Source organism: Clostridia bacterium (assembly GCA_035628995.1).
Lineage (GTDB): Bacteria > Bacillota > Clostridia > Lutisporales > Lutisporaceae > BRH-c25.
The window spans coordinates 1-17778 of sequence record DASPIR010000016.1; the positions used below are offsets into that span (position 1 = coordinate 1).

The following is a 17778-nucleotide window of genomic DNA, read 5'->3' on the forward strand; positions in this document are numbered from 1 at the left end:
AGGACGTACTTGCAAAATGCTACGGCGGTGACATAACAAGAAAGAAGAAGCTTCTGGAAAAGCAGAAGGAAGGAAAGAAGAGAATGAGACAGGTAGGAAGCGTGGAGCTGCCGCAGGAAGCCTTCATGTCAGTCCTTAAGCTTGATGAATAATAGGTGAAGCAGATGAAGGAAGTCGGATTATATATCCACATACCCTACTGCAGGAGCAAATGCCTGTATTGTGATTTCAACTCTATTGAAGGTAAGGCAGATAAAGCGGAAGGTTATGTGGCTGCACTTCTCCGGGAGCTTAATGCATACCAGGAGAGATATAACTTCATATATAAAACAGTTTTTATCGGTGGGGGTACTCCCACCGTTATTAATTATCCCCTTATAGGCGCAGTTATGAAACAGGTGACCCCATATTTGAAACCTGGGGCGGAAGTGAGTATGGAATCCAACCCGGGTACAGTGACTTATGAAAGCCTTAAGTATTATAGAGGTCTTGGAATCAACAGGCTCAGCATAGGCCTGCAGGCGTGGCAGGAGGAGTTGCTTAAGGGCATTGGACGGATCCACAGCCGTGAGGACTTTTTACAGGCCTTTGAAAATGCAAGAAAAGCAGGCTTTACAAACATAAACGCTGACCTGATGTTTGCGCTGCCGAACCAGACCATGCAGATGTGGGAGGAAACCCTTTTCAATATCTGCAGGCTTGGGCCGGAGCATGTATCCTGCTACAGTCTGAAGCTGGAGGAAGGTACTAGGCTCTGTGAAATGCATGAGAAAGGCATAGTGCAGCTGCCTGATGAGGATATGGACAGGGACATGTATAAAAGAGCGGTAGATATGCTGAATGCTGCCGGATATCATCAATATGAGATATCAAATTTCGCAAAAAAAGGCATGGAGTGTGAGCATAATCTTGTCTATTGGAGAAACGAGGAGTATCTTGGAATCGGCGCAGGAAGCCATTCCAGGCTGGATGGCAGGAGGTTCTGGAATCAAAGGGATATTTACCTATATACATGCTTGGTGACCCAAGGAGAGCTGCCTGTAGAAGGTCAGGAGGAGCCGTCTTTGGATGAGGAAATGTGGGAGACCATATTCCTGGCTCTTAGGCTGAATGAAGGCTTAGATATCCACGCTTTTGAAAGAAAGTATATGACAGATTTCGGGAGCCGCTATGGCGAAGCCATGAAAAAGCTTGCTGCCCAAGGACTTATAGCAATTGAAGCAGGCTCCTTGAAGCTTACCGATAAAGGAAGAGATTTGTCCAATTCAGTATTTATTGAATTCCTATGAAACATAGGAATTTTTTTTTGTAAAAAACTATTGACAAAAATATCCCCCAGTGATATTTTAAAGACAGAATTAGCACTCGATACAGTAGAGTGCTAACAAGGGTGGTGAAAAGGATGGACCTGGGAGATAGGAAAAAACTTATTCTTCAAGCTATAATAGAGGATTATATAAATACTGCAGAGCCTGTCGGTTCTAGGACAATATCCAAAAAGTACCTGACAGGAACAAGTCCTGCGACTATAAGAAACGAAATGGCTGACCTTGAGGAGATGGGTTTCATTGAGCAGCCCCATACCTCATCAGGAAGAATTCCCTCAGACAAAGGCTACAGACTTTACGTAGATAAGATTATGAAACAGAATACTGTTAATGATGTTCAGAGGGAAATGATAAAGAAAGAATTCCTTGACACCCTTGGAGAGATTGACCGACTGGTAAAGCATGCATCCAAACTGCTTTCTCAAATGACTCAATACACATCCATAGTAATGGCCCCGCAGCTCCGCAGAACCAGCGTCAAACAGATACAACTTATAAGGATAGATAACGCTACGGTATTGGCAGTAATAATAACAGACGCCGGAATCGTAAAAAATAGTGTTCTTAGACTAACACAGGATGTGCAATCAGATGCTCTAATGAGGATAACAAATATGCTGAATGACAAGCTGTCAGGGTTGGGAATCGAAGACATTGAAGATTTTGACCTTGAATATATGAGGAATAATTCCCTGGGACATGGAGAAATTATTGAACAGATTGTGCCAGAACTGATACAGACGTTATTCTACTCCGATACTGCGGAGGTATACCATGACGGAGTGTCAAACATATTGAACCTGCCGGAATATAGTGATATCAACAAGGCAAGGAATTTCCTCAATACAATGGAGGAAAAAGATCTGCTGTTCAAGGTGCTGAATGATGTCAAGGGTGATGTCGGTGTAAGCATAGGCAGCGAAAATAAGCTTGAGCAGTTCAAAGACTGCAGCTTGATAACAGCAACCTACAGAATAAACGGCAAGACTATAGGCTCAGTTGGGATAATCGGTCCTACCAGGATGGAATATTCCAAAGCAATTTCCATTGTGGAATGCATGACAAACAACCTCAGTGATATGCTAACAAATATCCTAAAGAGGTAAAGTAAAATATAACAAGCTTAAAGGTGGTCAGATTAATGAAGCATAAGAAACATACTTCGGAGGAAGCTGAACAAATCGATAATTCAGATGCAGAAGCTTCCGAACAGTTGGCAAAAGAAGTGGCAGCCCCCGAACAATCAGATGAGGATGTAAGCAAGGAGGTTGAAGAACTCAGAAAGCAGTCTGAAGAAAACTACAACAGACTTCTCAGAATGCAGGCTGATTTTGACAACTATAAAAAGAGGGTAGCCAAGGAAAGAGAAGACATGTACTATACCGCTCTGGAAACCATTGTGCAGCAGCTGCTTCCGGTGGTTGACAATATGGAAAGAGCTGCGGCGGCATTCAGAAATGATCTGCTGGACGAGAAATATATAAGCGGTGTAGAAATGGTCAGCAAGCAGATGCTGGAGGTTCTGAGTAAAAACGGAGTCAAAGAAATTGAAGCCTTGGAGAAGGAATTCGACCCCAATATACACCATGCAGTAATGCAGGTACCTGGGGAAGATGAGGATGAAAACAAGGTAAAGGAAGTATTCCAGAAGGGATATATTCTTGGAAACAAAGTAATCAGACCAACACTTGTAAAGGTGTCGGTAAAGCAATAATTGACTATATTATTAAGGGAGGAAAACATTAAATGGCAAAGGTAATAGGTATTGACTTAGGAACTACAAACTCTTGTGTTGCAGTTATGGAAGGCGGAGAGCCTGTAGTTATTCCTAATGCTGAAGGTGGAAGAACAACACCCTCAGTTGTAGGTTTTTCAAAAACAGGAGAGAGGCTTGTAGGTCAAGTCGCAAAAAGGCAGGCAATAACTAATTCTGAGAGAACAATAAGCTCGATAAAAAGAGAAATGGGAACAAATTTCAAGGTAGCTATTGATGATAAAAACTATACACCACAGGAAATATCAGCAATGATACTTGCAAAGCTTAAGCAGGATGCAGAGGCTTACCTGGGTGAAACAATAACACAGGCAGTTATAACTGTACCAGCATATTTCAGCGACAGCCAGAGGCAGGCTACAAAGGATGCAGGTAAAATTGCAGGCCTTGAAGTATTGAGAATAATCAACGAACCCACTGCCGCATCACTGGCATATGGCCTTGACAAGGAAGAAAACCAGAAAATTCTTGTATTCGACCTTGGGGGCGGTACGTTTGACGTATCAGTACTCGAGCTTGGAGATGGAGTATTCGAAGTGCTTGCAACAAACGGCAACAACAGACTTGGCGGTGATGACTTCGACCAGAGAGTTATAAACTTCCTGGCAGACGAGTTCAAAAGAACAAACGGTATAGATCTTCGAGTTGACAAAATGGCTATGCAGAGACTCAAGGAATCCGCGGAAAAGGCGAAAATAGAGCTTTCTGGAGTACTGCAGACCAATATAAATCTTCCGTTCATAACTGCTGACGCAAGTGGACCAAAGCATCTTGATATAACTCTTACCAGAGCTAAGTTTGATGAGCTTACACGTGATTTGGTCGAAATGACAATGGAACCATTGAAAAAGGCTCTATCAGATGCCGGGCTTACGGCTGATAAACTGAATAAAATTATACTTGTGGGTGGTTCAACAAGAACTCCTGCAGTACAGGATGCTGTAAAGAAGGTTACCGGCAAGGAACCATACAAGGGAGTAAATCCTGATGAATGTGTTGCAGTGGGTGCAGCTATACAGGCGGCAGTTTTGACTGGAGAAGTGAAGGATGTACTTCTTCTCGACGTAACTCCACTTTCACTTGGTATTGAGACTCTAGGCGGTGTATTCACTAAGCTTATTGAGAGAAACACTACCATACCTACAAAGAAGAGCCAGATATTCTCAACAGCAGCTGATGGGCAGACAAGTGTTGAAATACACGTACTCCAGGGAGAGAGAGAAATGGCTTCTTACAACAAGACTCTTGGAAGATTCCAGCTTAGCGGAATACCTCCGGCTCCAAGAGGAGTGCCTCAGGTAGAGGTTACCTTCGACATTGATGCGAATGGTATTGCACATGTATCTGCAAAGGACCTGGGTACAGGAAACGAGCAGAAGGTAACTATCACAGCAAGCTCTCATCTTTCTGACAGCGATATAAATTCAGCAGTAAAGGAAGCAGAAATGTATGCTGCTGAAGACAAGAAGAAAAAGGAAGAGGTAGAAACAAGAAATAATGCAGACAACTTGGTATACCAGACAGAGAAGAACCTGAAGGATCTTGAAGACAAACTCAGCAGTGAAGACAAGGCAAAAATCGAAGCTGAATTGAATAGTGTGAAGGAAGCGTTGAAAGGGACAGACAACGAAGCAATAAAAGCAGCTACCGAGGAGCTCACAAAGGTATTCTACGAAATATCAACCAAGATATATCAAGCAAACGCAGGCCAGCAAGGACCTGCCGGAACAGAACCACAGGATGATAATACAGTAAATGCTGATTATAAGGTTGATGACGACAAGCAATAAATGATATAATGCAAGAGTACTAAGCAGGATACCTTTTTAAGGTCTCCTGCTTAGCTATGAATTGATTCATTAGACAATGTGCAATAGTGTGGGTTCAAGGTAATGTTTAGAGGAAGTCTTCGAAGGATTTGCCCTAGGCACGAGCCGCGAGGCACGTAGCACGAGGCAAAACCTGGGATGTAAAGGTGGTGAAAAGATGGCAGTAAAAAGAGATTATTATGAAGTATTGGGTGTAAACAAAAATGCTTCTGAAGACGAGCTGAAAAAGGCATACAGGCAGCTTGCAAAGAAGTACCATCCTGATATGAACCAGGGTGACAAGGGCTTGGAAGCTAAGTTCAAAGAAGTGAATGAAGCATATGAAGTATTGAGCGACAAGGATAAAAAAGCAAAATATGATCAATTCGGTCACGCGGGAGTTGATCCTAATGGCTTCGGCGGTGCCGGAGGAGGCTTCGGCGGCGCTGGAGGTTTTGGCGGTGCCGGAGGCTTTGAAGATATATTTGATATGTTCTTTGGTGGAGCCAGCGGTGGCTTTGGCGGTGGTGCAAGGAAGAGATCAGGCCCTCAAAAGGGTGCAGACTTGAAGTATGAGATAGAGCTGGAATTTGAAGAAGCAGCCTTTGGAGTAAAAAAGGATGTACACGTGACAAGAAATGAAAACTGTACCGAGTGCAAAGGTACTGGAGCAAAAGCGGGAAGCGGTGTAGAGACTTGCAAAGACTGCGGAGGCAGCGGTGAAATCAGGTTTACCCAAAACACAGTATTTGGCAGGGTTGTGAATGTAAGACCTTGTGACTCGTGCCATGGGGAAGGCAAGATTATCAAAGAGCCTTGTCCACAATGCATGGGAAGAGGCAGTGTAAGAAAAAGCAGAAAAATAACGCTGGATATACCCGCAGGTGTTGACACCGGCTCTGTGATGCCGCTCAGAGGTGAAGGAGAGCCAGGACTGAAAGGCGGGTCCAACGGGGATTTATATATTTATATGAGAGTCAAGCCCCATAGGCTGTTTAAACGCGAAGGCATCAATATGTACTGCGAAATCCCGATTTCCTTTACACAAGCAGCTTTGGGAGATGAAATAGATGTGCCAACTCTTGATGGTGGCATGAAATATACAGTACCGGAAGGCACTCAGACCGGCACCACCTTCAGAATCAAGAACAAAGGCATTCCCAGCCTGAAGAACAAAATGAAGGGTGACCTTTACTTCACAGTCAAAGTAGCTGTGCCCAAGAAGCTGAACGACCATCAGAAGGAGCTTCTCAGGAAGTTTGCGGAAATTGGCGGAAGCAACTTGGATGAGCAGGGGAAATCCTTCTTCGATAAGGTCAAGGATGCATTCGGAAAGTGAATTCCTAGTATGATATGAAAAAAGGCTCGGCTTAATGGCGGGCCTTTTGTTATTCTAGCAAGTATCGAAACAGAGACAGCCATGTCATAGCCACATATGAGTATACAAAAATTGATGGCACTAATTCACTGCGCCTAAGAAAAGTCTAGCGCCTTCCAAAGGCCATCCTTGGCCCTGGAAGGCTTGCTTCGGCGTCCTGCCTCGCATACGACTTTTCTAAGGCTCCGTTCATAAGTGCCATTAACAATTTCTGTATAAGCATACTTAGGCTATTGACATGGCTGTCTTGCCAATTAGCTGCTTAGTAGAGGAAAGCTATATGCTGATTTAATTAAGTATTAGCTTCAGAGCGCACTTGAATGGGGTTCAGGAGGTCAGAGGTTCGATCCCCTTATCTCTACCAAAAACAATCCTTGTAATCCGAATGATTACAGGGTTTTTGTTATTCAGCGAGGGAAATTAATAAGTTAGGGAGTTTTTTTATAAGAAAAAATCATCCTTGCGTTTGAATGGTATACACGAAAATCAGATGAGTTAATGGCATTTAGAAAATTGTCACAAGCATGAACATTACCAGAATTTATGATATAATTATGTCTATAATGGGAAGTTGAGTTACGCTTTCAGTTAGGCTAATAATGGGAAGTTGAATGCTAAGTAATTCTATATTAAAGTTTAGAATATGATAAGGTGAACCGTGTCATAAGTGATTGCTAAAGTATAATAATGCTTGAATATCATGGGAGGGATACAATATGAAATTGGAACTAGCAAATATTAAAATTGGTCAACCGGCGCACAGGGCGCTACGAGGTGCAGGAATTGAGACTCTGGAAGAATTAACTCTGTATAACGAAGCTGAATTACTTGCGCTTCACGGATTTGGACCCAAGGCATTAAGAATATTAATAAGTGCTCTTGCTGAAAATGGTCTTTCTTTCAAAGCAGAAGGCTAGATATTAAAAGAACTATGGTGTCAGGCATAGTTCTTAAGCACTTATTCATAAAACCGCAGTCAGAGCGGTACGGTGAATCGTATCATAAGTAGGAAAAATAGTATAAAAAATAGATAAGTGCCAGGCTCCGAGGTTATTAGGTTTTTATGCTTATTGACTTCAGTAACCTAATAACCTTTGCACCTGGCACCTAAAGGCACACCGGGAGCGGAACTCCGCCAAGGGGACAGGCTCTGAGAGTCCGGTTCAGTGATGTCGTGAGTGCGAAACCGTTAGCTGAAATCAGACAAAAAAATATCTGCCTATTGTAATTAGATCTAAATTTGATATCAAGCAAAACGATTTAATGAAGGGGAAGTTTATCGATGCATAGAAAAAAACTATTAATAGTGATTTGGATGTCAGCAATCCTTCTGCTTACCGCATGTAGTCGAGGAGATGTAGACTTAAGTTTCATTGACGTGCCGAAGAAAGTAAGTCTTATGAGCAGTATGTATCATGATGAAATAAAATCGCTTAATGAGGAATGGAAAAAGGGTCAAAATACTAATGACAAAGAATCGCAGCAGAAATTACTCAACAAGATGATAGAGTATTATAAAGCTGCTACTTTAGAAATCGAGGATGAAGAATTTATTAAGACAGTCTTTAATGCTATTAAAAAAGAAAAAGCTTCTGTGTGGGATAGTGATCGAATTGGTCCAGTAGATGCATCTTGTTTCAAACTGAATATAAATGATGAATCACAGATAATAACGGATGAGTATTTAGACTCAGTATCAATTTTTGAAGATGGATCGGCTTTTTTAATTATCCAAAATCATTACAAATCAAGAGTCCTTAAATCAATAGTCCTTAAAATAAACTTGAAAACGAATGACTTTGAATATATTCAAAAATACTTCGACGATCATAAAAGCAAATAAACTATGGTGCCAGGCACCGCACTTTCGCACATACTTAGAAAGTATTACTTTGTATGTAGTATCAGTTTCTCATTATCCATATGCCCATTAGGCTAATAATGGGAAGCTAGCATAGCTATTACACTAATATGGAGGAAATATGGTTAAGACAATAAAACAAATGATTACCGATATAAAAAAAGCTAGCGAACGTGAAAATTTAGTTATTTTCATTGGTGCAGGTGTATCGGTTAATTCAGGGTATAGGTTATGGGATAGTTTGATAGGATTGTTTAATGGAGAGTTAAAATATTCTTTAAAAACAAGTCACTTCAGTACAGATGAAATGCTAAAAATTCCTCAATACTATTATAATGAAAATAGTGCAAGATACTATGAAATCATAAAAAGTGAGTATAGTAAATTACCTGATCAAACCAACGATATTATTGATGAGATATTAAATCTTAAGCCTGTACACATTATTACAACAAATTTTGACTTATTAATTGAAAAATCATTAGAAGAGAACCATATATACGGCAATACGGTATATGGTAGTCTGGGAAAATATTCAATCATTAGAAGTGACGATGATTTCGTTAATGCCGCAAAAAATCACTACTTGATAAAGATGCATGGTGATATGGAATCATTGGATAGTCTAGTGCTAAAAGAAGAAGATTATTTGCAGTATTCTTCATCACACACATTAATTGAAACATTTATTAAATCATTGTTCGTTAATCATACCATTCTTTTTATTGGGTATGGCCTTGGGGATTATAATATAAAACTTATTATGTCATGGGTCGATGGCATTTTGCAAAATCAAAGGAAACAAAACGATAATGATCGATTTTCCTACTATTTTATTAATTCTGACTCGGAACCTTTAAAGGATTATGAAAAAGACTATTATAGAAGACAAAATATTTTTGTGATAGAAAGTTCTGATGTGCCAGCCGATTTTAGCACCCACAGTTATAATGAAAAGGCGGTAGTATTCGAAGATGTTAGAGGAAACAATCTGCTTAGAACATGCAAATATATCAAATACGGAAGAGATAACGACTTGGTTGAAATAAAGGATGATTTATCAGTATTTGATAACATTGATTGTATTACTGCTAAAGAATTAATGTCTAAATTAGGAGATTATATTGAACATCATAACATGTACGATAATATTCTTACTTATAGGGAAGAACTATTATCACTACAGTTAAAAACAATAATTGATATATTGGCTAATAACGCCAATACAACAGAGGCGATTTATTTTACTTCTGTTTTTAAGAAAGCTGGCATTGGCACTATTGTGTCTACATTTTCCGAATCAGATAATAAACAGATTGTTAATTTAGAAGATTCTTATGAAAATACGGATGTTCTATACACTAGTGTAATTGAATGTAATATAAGGCAACTATATGAGTTATGCCAAGCACCTTATAGTGACCAACGGGCAATGCTACAAGCAGGATATGTATGCTCAGTTTTAGATAATAATGAAAAAGCAGTACAGTTATTCGAAGCGGCTATGTCTCATTACAGCTCAACAAATGATTTTTTTCATTTATTAATCTGTCAACAGAACATCTGTAAAGTAAGTATTAGAGAAAAGCAGATTTGGTATGTATTAAAAAACAATTTGTCTGAAGAAGATAAAGATACTTTTAGAACACTTTACGATTATCTTGATGACTCTGATGAAATATACCAAGAAACAGTCGAAGCATTTAAACTTTTGGAACGGAAATTTGATGTTAATTATCATAGCGTGTACTGGGACAAAGATAATTTATCATTTTTGAAATTACGATATCATATACACCAAATCCAAAAATATTTTATAATAAACAACATTTATATAAAAGGATATAGCGGGTCCACACAAATTATCGGTAACTGGCTAAAAACACTTGATCTTTATGTGGATTTGGTATTAATGCTACATTCTTCAAATGTGAAAATGAATCGCAAAAATACGATTTATATGCGAAATGCACTTAAAAAAGAAGATATACACATTCTAATTACCCATCCTGACAATAGAGATCTAAAATACATATTAAAAAAATACAACATAAAACAAATCGAAGTATCTGATGGCTGTATGGATTATATTATATCTGTGCTAAATAATTATATTGATGCCTTCGAATTTCAAAGTATTTTACGCTTTAAGTTTGCTAATGATATTAAAAATATTCTATTACTTATACAAGTTATAACCTTCAAATCAGAACAATATAATTCTATATTTCAAAGCCTAACAAACTTGTTAAAAAGAATTATAACTACTCATTTTGACAAGAAAGACTACTATTTCACAGTTTTTAGGGATGTACCAATTGAAATCCTTGAATGTATCTTTAACATATTGCGTTTTCGAAAAGACAATGTACAAATAGAATCGCTTAAAAATATTATCGAGAATGTTCTCCTGTGTTTCAATAATACTTCGCATGAAGATAATATAGGGATTGCTGTGTTCAGAGAGTGTAGCATACTTCTAAATTTTAGCGTGGCTCTAGAGTATTATTATAAAGGAATTATATCAGAAAATATAACCAATCAATTTCTAGAAATTGTGCGAGATAAGCATCCAGACATGTTAAGCAGATTCATTATTGAAATTTTCCCAATTCTTTCAGAACAACAAAAAGTAAAATGGAGGATGTCTGTTGGAATTTTAGGAATTGAGCCTTATTATATTCGCTTTGGAATTATTAACGGTGTGTTTTATTATGATGATAAGATATTTACTATTCTCATCAATCTTTGTAGAAAGCAGGTCAAAGAGAAGCCACCCGAAAAAGAAGGAGATTTACATCTAAAACCTTTATATAGTGTTTTAAGATTGGTCGAAAAGGGTTATATTACTGACCTAGAGCCTTATAGGGAATTTATAGGGCATTATGATTTTTTTGATTTTGTCTGCTTCCCAAACGATTTTGATTATACTAAGTATGACACTAGCTGGGGTTCTTGGTTGGCTTTAGAAAAATATAGAGAACCTGCATTTAAAACAGCTTATGAAACCCTGAAAATAAAGTATGAGCAAACAATGAAAGACGGTCCATCCGATATTGAAAAATCGATATTTTATAAATATTTTTATTTCGAGAATGATCCGTACTAACTCAGACACGTAGGCAATAAGAAACAACTTTACTTTAGCTAGACTTCCAATTATCCTTAGCAAATTATCCGAATTTAGGCGCAAAAAACTCAAGTCCTTAAATAAGAACTTGAGTGCAAAAAAGCAAATACTGCGCCTAACTTTGGATAATTATGATAGCGCGAAACGACAGAGAGTTATGGGGATTGAATAGTTATACCCGGCTTAATTTGAAAGATCATTTTTGGTGTTGGCTTAATACAGCAACGACAAATATACAAAAATAAGCAGCAGATACGGTAAAATAGAGATAGCTTCCCCCTCCCCGTAACATGGCTTAACTTTTGAGTCATGCGGTTTGAATAGTGGCAGGAGGCGGTTTCCCCAAATACATAAATCTACTGAGTTTGTCAGAACCGCAGTGAGGGCATTTGGATAAATCTCTGCCTGTAATTTTTTCGATTAGCTGGAGGGTGGAAGCTTTCTCTTTAAATAGAACAGTCGTGTTGGTAAGCTGTTTGCAAATCTTTAGTTTGGTAGTCTTGTTACGGTTACCAAGCAGGCCGTAGTGCCTGATTTTCATAAATCCACTTGGCAGAATATGAATAAGGAATCTGCGTATAAACTCATCAGCAGAAACAGTCATTAGCTTGCATTTGCTACTATCCTTGTAATCCCGCCATTTGTACGTAACATTACCATTTTCAATACTCATGATACGATTGTTGGAGATGGCAACCCGATGAGTATATCTGCCCAGATATTCAACAACACAGGCGGCATCCTTAAAAGGCGCTTTGCAGTAGACAATCCACTCCTTAGAATATAGGGAAGAAAGCAGCTTTTCAAATTCCGTTTCACTGGAAAGAAATTTTTGACTACCATGAAATTCAAGCTTGCTCTGATAATACAATTGTTTGAGGTAATACAGAAACTTGCCTCTAAATTTTCGAGATAGAACCTTAACCGGGATAAAAAACTTTTTTCTACTGTTTACCCATTTGCCGATCGAGGATAATCCACCACCTGGCACGATGCAGTGAATATGTGGATGGTGCATGAGGTTTTGTCCCCAAGTATGTAGAACTGATGTGAAGCCAAGCTTTGCACCGAGATATTTCTTGTCAGATGCTAATTCTACAAGTGTTTCAGCTATAGCCTTAAACAAAAGAGTATAAAGTACTTTTTGATTTTGATATACCATCAAATTTAAGGTATCTGGAATGGTGAACACCACATGAAAGTATCCGATGTTAAGTAAGTTGCTTTTCTGGTTGTCAATCCAACGTTCTTTGGCAAGCGTTTGGCATTTAGGGCAGTGCCTATTACGGCAAGAGTTGTAAGAAATTTGGGTATTACCACAACTTCCACATACGTCTATATGACCGCCTAACTGTGAAGTCCTGCATTTTTGAATTGCAGACATGGCTTTATGCTGAACAAGGGTAAGCTTGTGGTTTTTACGATAATCTGTGCCATATTTAAGAAATATATCTTGAACCTCAGCCAATTGCTGTCTCCATTTCCTTTAACGTATCAAGGGGGCTTGTTACATTTAAAGAATCAATTTTTAGTAAATGAAGATAAAAGCATGTTGTACTTATGTCTGAATGTCCAAGTAATTGTTTAATATGAAATATACTAACCCCAGATTCAAGAAGGTGAGTCGCAAAACAATGCCTTAATGTATGTGTAGAAACATCTTTGGTTATTCCGGCTATATTCTTGTATTTGTTGAATATATTAGCTACTCCTCGAGGCGTAATATGTGTACCAGAATTTATCCTGCTGTAAAAAAGCCATTCTTTAGGATGGTATGCCTTCCAATAATCTCTGAGTATTTCAAGATTAGAATGTGAAAGTAGTGCAAATCTATCTTTGGCACCTTTACCGTCGCGGATAAGTAGTTGCATCTTGTTGCTATCAATATCTGATACTTTAAGACAGGCAGCTTCACTAAGTCGGAGCCCTGCACCATAAATAGTCATTAAGATAGATTTATCTCTTAAATTATCGCAAGCAGCAAAAATACTTTGAATTTCCTCTTGAGTAAGGATATCAGGAAATTTACGTTTTTTACGGTGACGAGGTATTTGTTTGCAGTTTAAATTAACATTTAAAGTTACGCCATACAAAAAGCGAAGACCGCTATTATATGAATTTACACTTCCGGAAGTAAGTCCTTTTTCGGTTGTAAGATAGTGAAGAAACTCTCTAATATCCTCTTCGCCAAGCTCAGTTGCTGGTTTACCAAAGTAATCCTGAAAAATTTTAGTTTTTGTATAGTATTCATCTTGGGTGTTCTTGCTTAACCCCCTGAGTTCTACATCAAACTTCAATTTTTCTAAAACCTGTTCTTTTGTCATAGTTAAAACATCTCCTTTAAATTAGAGTTACATCTATTTTAAAGGATTCGAATACAAAAAAGGAACTGATACACCTACATTATCAGTTCCAAGTACAATAGCTAAGGCAATGCACCGGAAACCACCGCGTAAGCGGTTTAGTGCTATCCATATAATCGGTAGTTTGCTTTTATGTCTTGATGAAAAGGATCAACCAAAGATATAAGAGGCTCTGCTTGCCGCCCACCCGAAAAAGATATGAACCAGAGAAAGCGAGGAACTTTATGGAGTCAAAGAATGTTTTATCTCAAATAATTTCTTCATTATCGACAGAGGATAAGTATATTGTAAACAGCCTGCATGAAACAGCACTTGCTCTTGGATATATGGCAAAGATTTCACCTGTCGGAGAAGGAAGCCTGACGATTGGAAATATGAGTATATCGCAATAAAGCCGAAACGTTCACTTTACATTTTGCATATAACCAGGCAGTGGTTTTCAATCCGTGCAAAATTGTTTCACATATCAGAGTACTCCGATGTTTTGAAGAACGCACACGACTTTAGGAGGAAAAAAGTTAATACTCCCCTAAATCGTTACATAAAATGCCCCAGGAGAGTAACTGATAGGTAGAACAGCCATGTCAATAGCCTAAGTATGCTTATACAGAAATTGTTAATGGTACTTAGAAGCGGAGCCTTAGAAAAATCGTATACGAGGCAGGACGCCGAGTAAGCCTTCCAGGGCCATGGACGGCCTTTGGAAGGCGTTAGATTTTTCTTAGGCGTAGCGGATTAGTACCATCAATTTCTGTATTACACATATGTGGCTATGACATGGCTGTTCTTATTTTAGAGATTCTCTTACTTGCTACTTAGTATTTGATCTTATTAACTTCGCTCATTCTTTTCTTTATAAAATCTTTATATTCCAGTTCTGCTTTTTTGTTGGTCTTTCTCTCAACAAATGCAGCTTCCTTCTTCAGTTTGATGTAGTTATTGTATCTATCCTCACTTAGGGCGCCGCTCTCGATTGCTTCCTTTACTGCACACTGGGGTTCAGTGGTATGTGTGCAGTTCGAGAATCTGCAATTCTCTGCAAAGCTCTCTATATCATTAAAGGCAGTGTTAATGCCTTCTTCAGCATCCAAAATATGAAACTCCCGCATACCTGGAGTGTCTATCACTACACCGCCTTCGGGCAGTAATATCAGCTCTCTGTTAGTGGTAGTGTGCCTGCCCCTATCTCCCAAATCGCTTATTGCCTGAGTATCAAGCCTTTCTTCGCCAAGCAGCCTGTTTACTATCGTTGATTTGCCGACACCGGAGGATCCAAGGAAAGCTACAGTCTGACCCGGTTTGATGTAATTCCTAACTGTTTCAGCAGCTGAATCGTTTGCACAGCTGATGCAGTGTACATCTACGCCTATCGCTGCTTCCTGTGTCTCTTTTAATTTCTCTTCAACATTTTCGCATAAATCAGATTTTGTAAGCAGTACTACCGGAATGGCACCGCTGTCCCAGCCCATGGTTATATACCTTTCCAGCCTTCTTAGGTTATAATTCTGATTAAGAGACATGCATATAAATACAGTGTCGATATTTACAGCTATTATTTGCTCCTCAACAGTATTACCCGCTGATTTTCTGGAGAATTTGCTCTTGCGGCTAAGTATTCCGCGAATTATAGCCCTATCACTATCAGATTCAGACTTATCCAATACCACCCAGTCCCCTACGGCGGGATAATCATCACGAAGGGCAGCGGAATAAATCATTTTACCGGATATTGCTGCGAGTGTTTCTCTGTTTTCGCAGTAGACCTTGTATAAGCCCTTATATTCAACAGCAACCCTGCCAACCTCGCAAGAGTCCTTATAACCTGCAAATTCCTTTTCCAAGTCCTCGTTCCAGCCTAAAGCCATTAAGTTATTATTTGTATTCAATATGTTGTTAACCTCCCATTAATTTTGGGCATAAAAATAGCCCTGTGTAGTTAGTCGATACCCGACTACTCCCAGGACATGGTTAACATACAGCATGTATTAAATATTACAGTATCGTTCCAACACTTTTGGGAGCAGTCATTATGAAATTCACAAAAAAAGAACAGAATTCTACACACTCTATCTTCATATGACATCACTCCTTCCAAATTAATAAATTAAGAATAACAGATTATAATATTCTTGTAAATAGTATTATATTAAATTGCTTCGAAGACTATACTCAAAAAACGCGCAACACGAAACGCGTAACTCGCAACCATATCCTTGAGGAATACAATTTGCATATCCATGAATATATTGTAAAAATTAGTATGATTATATATAATAATTAAAGTATCAAAAATAGTAACCGGAGAACATACCGGGCATATTTCTATTGTGAAGGGATGAATTATATGAAATACATAGAGCTGCAGGTAATAACAACTACTGAAGCATCTGATGCAGTATCAGAAATATTATATAACGAGGGAGCATCGGGAGTGCTTATAGAAGATCCTAACGACTTTAACGCATTGAACAAGGATAAGAAGAGTTGGGATTATGTTGAAGAGGAGTTAATCAAGAAATTGGGAGACGATGCCAAGGTAAAAGGATATTTTCTCTCTGAAGAATTTAGTGAAGAAAAGTTGAATACTATAAGAAGCCGAGTAGGAAAGCTGGAAGAGTTCGGACTCGACAAGGGAAAAGGCATTGTGTCCACACGTGAAGTCAATGATGAAGACTGGGCTAATGCCTGGAAGAAATATTACAAGCCTGCAAAGGTCGGAGACAGAGTGGTTATAAAGCCTACCTGGGAAGGGTACGAGAGCAAGGCCGGTGAAGTTATTGTGGAGCTGGATCCAGGAATGGCCTTCGGTACAGGAACCCATGAAACAACAATTATGTGCGTCAAGCTATTGGAGAAGTATGTTAAGGATGACAGCACAGTGTTTGACGTAGGCTGTGGCTCTGGAATCCTTGGAATAACAGCTGCCAAGCTTAATGCAAAGAGTGTCGTCTGTGTGGACATAGACGAGCTTTCCTGCAAAGTCAGCAGGGAGAATGCAGAAATAAACAAGGTGTCCGACAGGCTGGACATTCGCTGCGGAAACCTTCTAGATGTAGTTGCAGATAAGGCTGATGTCATAATTGCAAATATAATAGCGGATATAATAATTTCCTTCAGTGAAGATGCAATGAATTTCATGAATAAGGGCGGCATATTCATATCCTCCGGCATTATAAGGGATAGAAGGGATGACGTGCTGAAAAAGCTCAGGGCAGAGGGCTTCAACGTTCTCGAAGTGCTTGAAATGGGAGAATGGTGCGCCATAGCGGCAGAGAGGAAGTAAAATGCACAGGTTTTTTGTAAAGAATAGAGATATTGAAAAAGACAACATAACCGTTTATGGAGAAGATGTGCAGCATATATCGAAAGTGCTGCGTCTTCAAGTTGGTGACAAGATAGTGCTTTGTGATGGAGAGGGGTCAGACTATCTTGCAGCAATTGAAAGCATGGATAAGACCTCTGTAAGGACGGTTATCCTCGATAAGGAAGCATCAAAAGGTGAGCCGGATGTTGAGGTGGTATTATATCAGGGAATACCTAAATCAACCAAGATGGACCTCATCATTCAAAAGTGTACAGAAATGGGAATTATAAGGGTGGTTCCAGTTTCTACAGTGAGGACTATAGTTAAGCTGGAGTCAGAAAAGGATGAGAAGAAGAAGGTTGAAAGATGGACTAAAATTGCTGAAGAAGCGGCAAAGCAGAGCGGGAGAGGAATTATTCCCACTATTGAAATGCCCATGACCTTTCCTGAGGCACTTAAAGACGCAGCAAGGCTGGATGCAGTTATAGTACCCTACGAGCTGGAAGGCAGCCTATCTATTAAGGAAGCACTTCGCAAGGATAAAGGAAGCAGCATAGGCTTCTTCATAGGTCCTGAAGGGGGCTTCGACTCCTCGGAGATTGAGAAGGCAAAAGCAGCGGGAGCGGTACCGGTCACCTTAGGCAGCAGGATACTCCGCACAGAGACCGCGGGGGTGGCAGTACTGACCAGCATAATGTACGAATATGACCAGATGAAATAATATCATATTCAGATGAATATGATAAGCCTCCGGCGGATGCACACGATTTTGTAATGGAAATTATCACGCAAACGTGATCAAAATCGGCGCGCAAATTCGCCGATGCGAATT

General features: G+C 39.2%; 15 protein-coding genes. 12 read left to right on the forward strand and 3 right to left on the reverse strand.

Features of this window, described 5'->3' with window-relative positions; translation table 11 throughout:
- From VEB00_04875 to VEB00_04915, 9 genes are all read left to right on the forward strand, one after another.
- Positions 1–152 (forward strand): hypothetical protein (locus VEB00_04875; GenBank protein ID HYF82345.1); only part of this gene is annotated, 152 nt, incomplete at its 5' end.
- A gap of 12 nt (positions 153–164) precedes the next feature.
- A complete protein-coding gene (gene hemW, locus VEB00_04880) occupies positions 165–1289 on the forward strand; it encodes a radical SAM family heme chaperone HemW (GenBank protein ID HYF82346.1) in 1125 nt (374 codons plus the stop codon).
- Between the two features lie 113 nt (positions 1290–1402).
- Positions 1403–2434: a heat-inducible transcriptional repressor HrcA gene (hrcA, locus tag VEB00_04885; protein ID HYF82347.1), complete on the forward strand. Its 1032-nt coding sequence runs from the start codon at positions 1403–1405 to the stop codon at positions 2432–2434.
- Positions 2435–2469: 35 nt separating this feature from the next.
- A complete protein-coding gene (grpE, locus tag VEB00_04890) occupies positions 2470–3042 on the forward strand; it encodes a nucleotide exchange factor GrpE (GenBank protein ID HYF82348.1) in 573 nt (190 codons plus the stop codon).
- A 32-nt stretch (positions 3043–3074) separates the two neighbouring features.
- Complete coding sequence (dnaK, locus tag VEB00_04895) at positions 3075–4892, forward strand: molecular chaperone DnaK (protein HYF82349.1); 1818 nt, start codon at positions 3075–3077, stop codon at positions 4890–4892.
- A gap of 196 nt (positions 4893–5088) precedes the next feature.
- Positions 5089–6249, forward strand: a complete 1161-nt coding sequence (dnaJ, locus tag VEB00_04900; GenBank protein HYF82350.1) for a molecular chaperone DnaJ — start codon at positions 5089–5091, stop codon at positions 6247–6249.
- Positions 6250–7004: 755 nt separating this feature from the next.
- Positions 7005–7205 (forward strand): DNA-directed RNA polymerase subunit alpha C-terminal domain-containing protein, encoded by a 201-nt coding sequence (locus VEB00_04905; protein ID HYF82351.1) that lies wholly within the window; start codon positions 7005–7007, stop codon positions 7203–7205.
- Positions 7206–7570: 365 nt separating this feature from the next.
- Positions 7571–8131, forward strand: a complete 561-nt coding sequence (locus VEB00_04910) for a hypothetical protein (protein ID HYF82352.1) — start codon at positions 7571–7573, stop codon at positions 8129–8131.
- Between the two features lie 139 nt (positions 8132–8270).
- Positions 8271–11258, forward strand: a complete 2988-nt coding sequence (locus tag VEB00_04915) for an SIR2 family protein (GenBank protein HYF82353.1) — start codon at positions 8271–8273, stop codon at positions 11256–11258.
- A 328-nt stretch (positions 11259–11586) separates the two neighbouring features.
- Here the strand turns inward: VEB00_04915 and VEB00_04920 are convergent, their stop codons facing one another.
- A complete protein-coding gene (locus VEB00_04920; GenBank protein HYF82354.1) occupies positions 11587–12747 on the reverse strand; it encodes an IS91 family transposase in 1161 nt (386 codons plus the stop codon).
- A complete protein-coding gene (locus VEB00_04925; protein HYF82355.1) occupies positions 12740–13603 on the reverse strand; it encodes a tyrosine-type recombinase/integrase in 864 nt (287 codons plus the stop codon). The genes VEB00_04920 and VEB00_04925 overlap by 8 nt, the downstream gene beginning before the upstream one ends.
- 263 nt (positions 13604–13866) lie before the next feature.
- On the opposite strand from VEB00_04925, the gene VEB00_04930 reads away from it, so the two are divergent.
- Complete coding sequence (locus VEB00_04930; GenBank protein HYF82356.1) at positions 13867–14034, forward strand: hypothetical protein; 168 nt, start codon at positions 13867–13869, stop codon at positions 14032–14034.
- A 423-nt stretch (positions 14035–14457) separates the two neighbouring features.
- Here the strand turns inward: VEB00_04930 and rsgA are convergent, their stop codons facing one another.
- The gene (gene rsgA / locus VEB00_04935) at positions 14458–15528 is read right to left on the reverse strand and encodes a ribosome small subunit-dependent GTPase A (GenBank protein HYF82357.1); all 1071 of its coding nucleotides are present in this window, start codon (positions 15526–15528) and stop codon (positions 14458–14460) included.
- Positions 15529–15977: 449 nt separating this feature from the next.
- Between rsgA and prmA the strand changes: the two genes are divergently transcribed.
- Entirely contained in the window at positions 15978–16925 is a 948-nt protein-coding gene (gene prmA, locus VEB00_04940) for a 50S ribosomal protein L11 methyltransferase (protein HYF82358.1), read from the forward strand.
- Between the two features lies 1 nt (position 16926).
- Positions 16927–17667, forward strand: a complete 741-nt coding sequence (locus tag VEB00_04945) for a 16S rRNA (uracil(1498)-N(3))-methyltransferase (GenBank protein HYF82359.1) — start codon at positions 16927–16929, stop codon at positions 17665–17667.
- Positions 17668–17778: the final 111 nt, after the last annotated feature.

What these genes read in the sequence shown, in the direction of transcription:
- dnaK (HYF82349.1), top strand. Translation starts at nt 3,075, where the DNA reads ATGGCAAAGGTAATAGGTATTGACTTAGGAACTACAAACTCTTGTGTT.
- VEB00_04905 (HYF82351.1), top strand. Translation starts at nt 7,005, where the DNA reads ATGAAATTGGAACTAGCAAATATTAAAATTGGTCAACCGGCGCACAGG.
- VEB00_04915 (HYF82353.1), top strand. Translation starts at nt 8,271, where the DNA reads ATGGTTAAGACAATAAAACAAATGATTACCGATATAAAAAAAGCTAGC.
- VEB00_04925 (HYF82355.1), bottom strand. Translation starts at nt 13,603, where the DNA reads ATGACAAAAGAACAGGTTTTAGAAAAATTGAAGTTTGATGTAGAACTC.
- VEB00_04910 (HYF82352.1), top strand. Translation starts at nt 7,571, where the DNA reads ATGCATAGAAAAAAACTATTAATAGTGATTTGGATGTCAGCAATCCTT.
- hrcA (HYF82347.1), top strand. Translation starts at nt 1,403, where the DNA reads ATGGACCTGGGAGATAGGAAAAAACTTATTCTTCAAGCTATAATAGAG.
- dnaJ (HYF82350.1), top strand. Translation starts at nt 5,089, where the DNA reads ATGGCAGTAAAAAGAGATTATTATGAAGTATTGGGTGTAAACAAAAAT.
- hemW (HYF82346.1), top strand. Translation starts at nt 165, where the DNA reads ATGAAGGAAGTCGGATTATATATCCACATACCCTACTGCAGGAGCAAA.
- prmA (HYF82358.1), top strand. Translation starts at nt 15,978, where the DNA reads ATGAATTATATGAAATACATAGAGCTGCAGGTAATAACAACTACTGAA.
- VEB00_04930 (HYF82356.1), top strand. Translation starts at nt 13,867, where the DNA reads ATGGAGTCAAAGAATGTTTTATCTCAAATAATTTCTTCATTATCGACA.
- VEB00_04945 (HYF82359.1), top strand. Translation starts at nt 16,927, where the DNA reads ATGCACAGGTTTTTTGTAAAGAATAGAGATATTGAAAAAGACAACATA.
- grpE (HYF82348.1), top strand. Translation starts at nt 2,470, where the DNA reads ATGAAGCATAAGAAACATACTTCGGAGGAAGCTGAACAAATCGATAAT.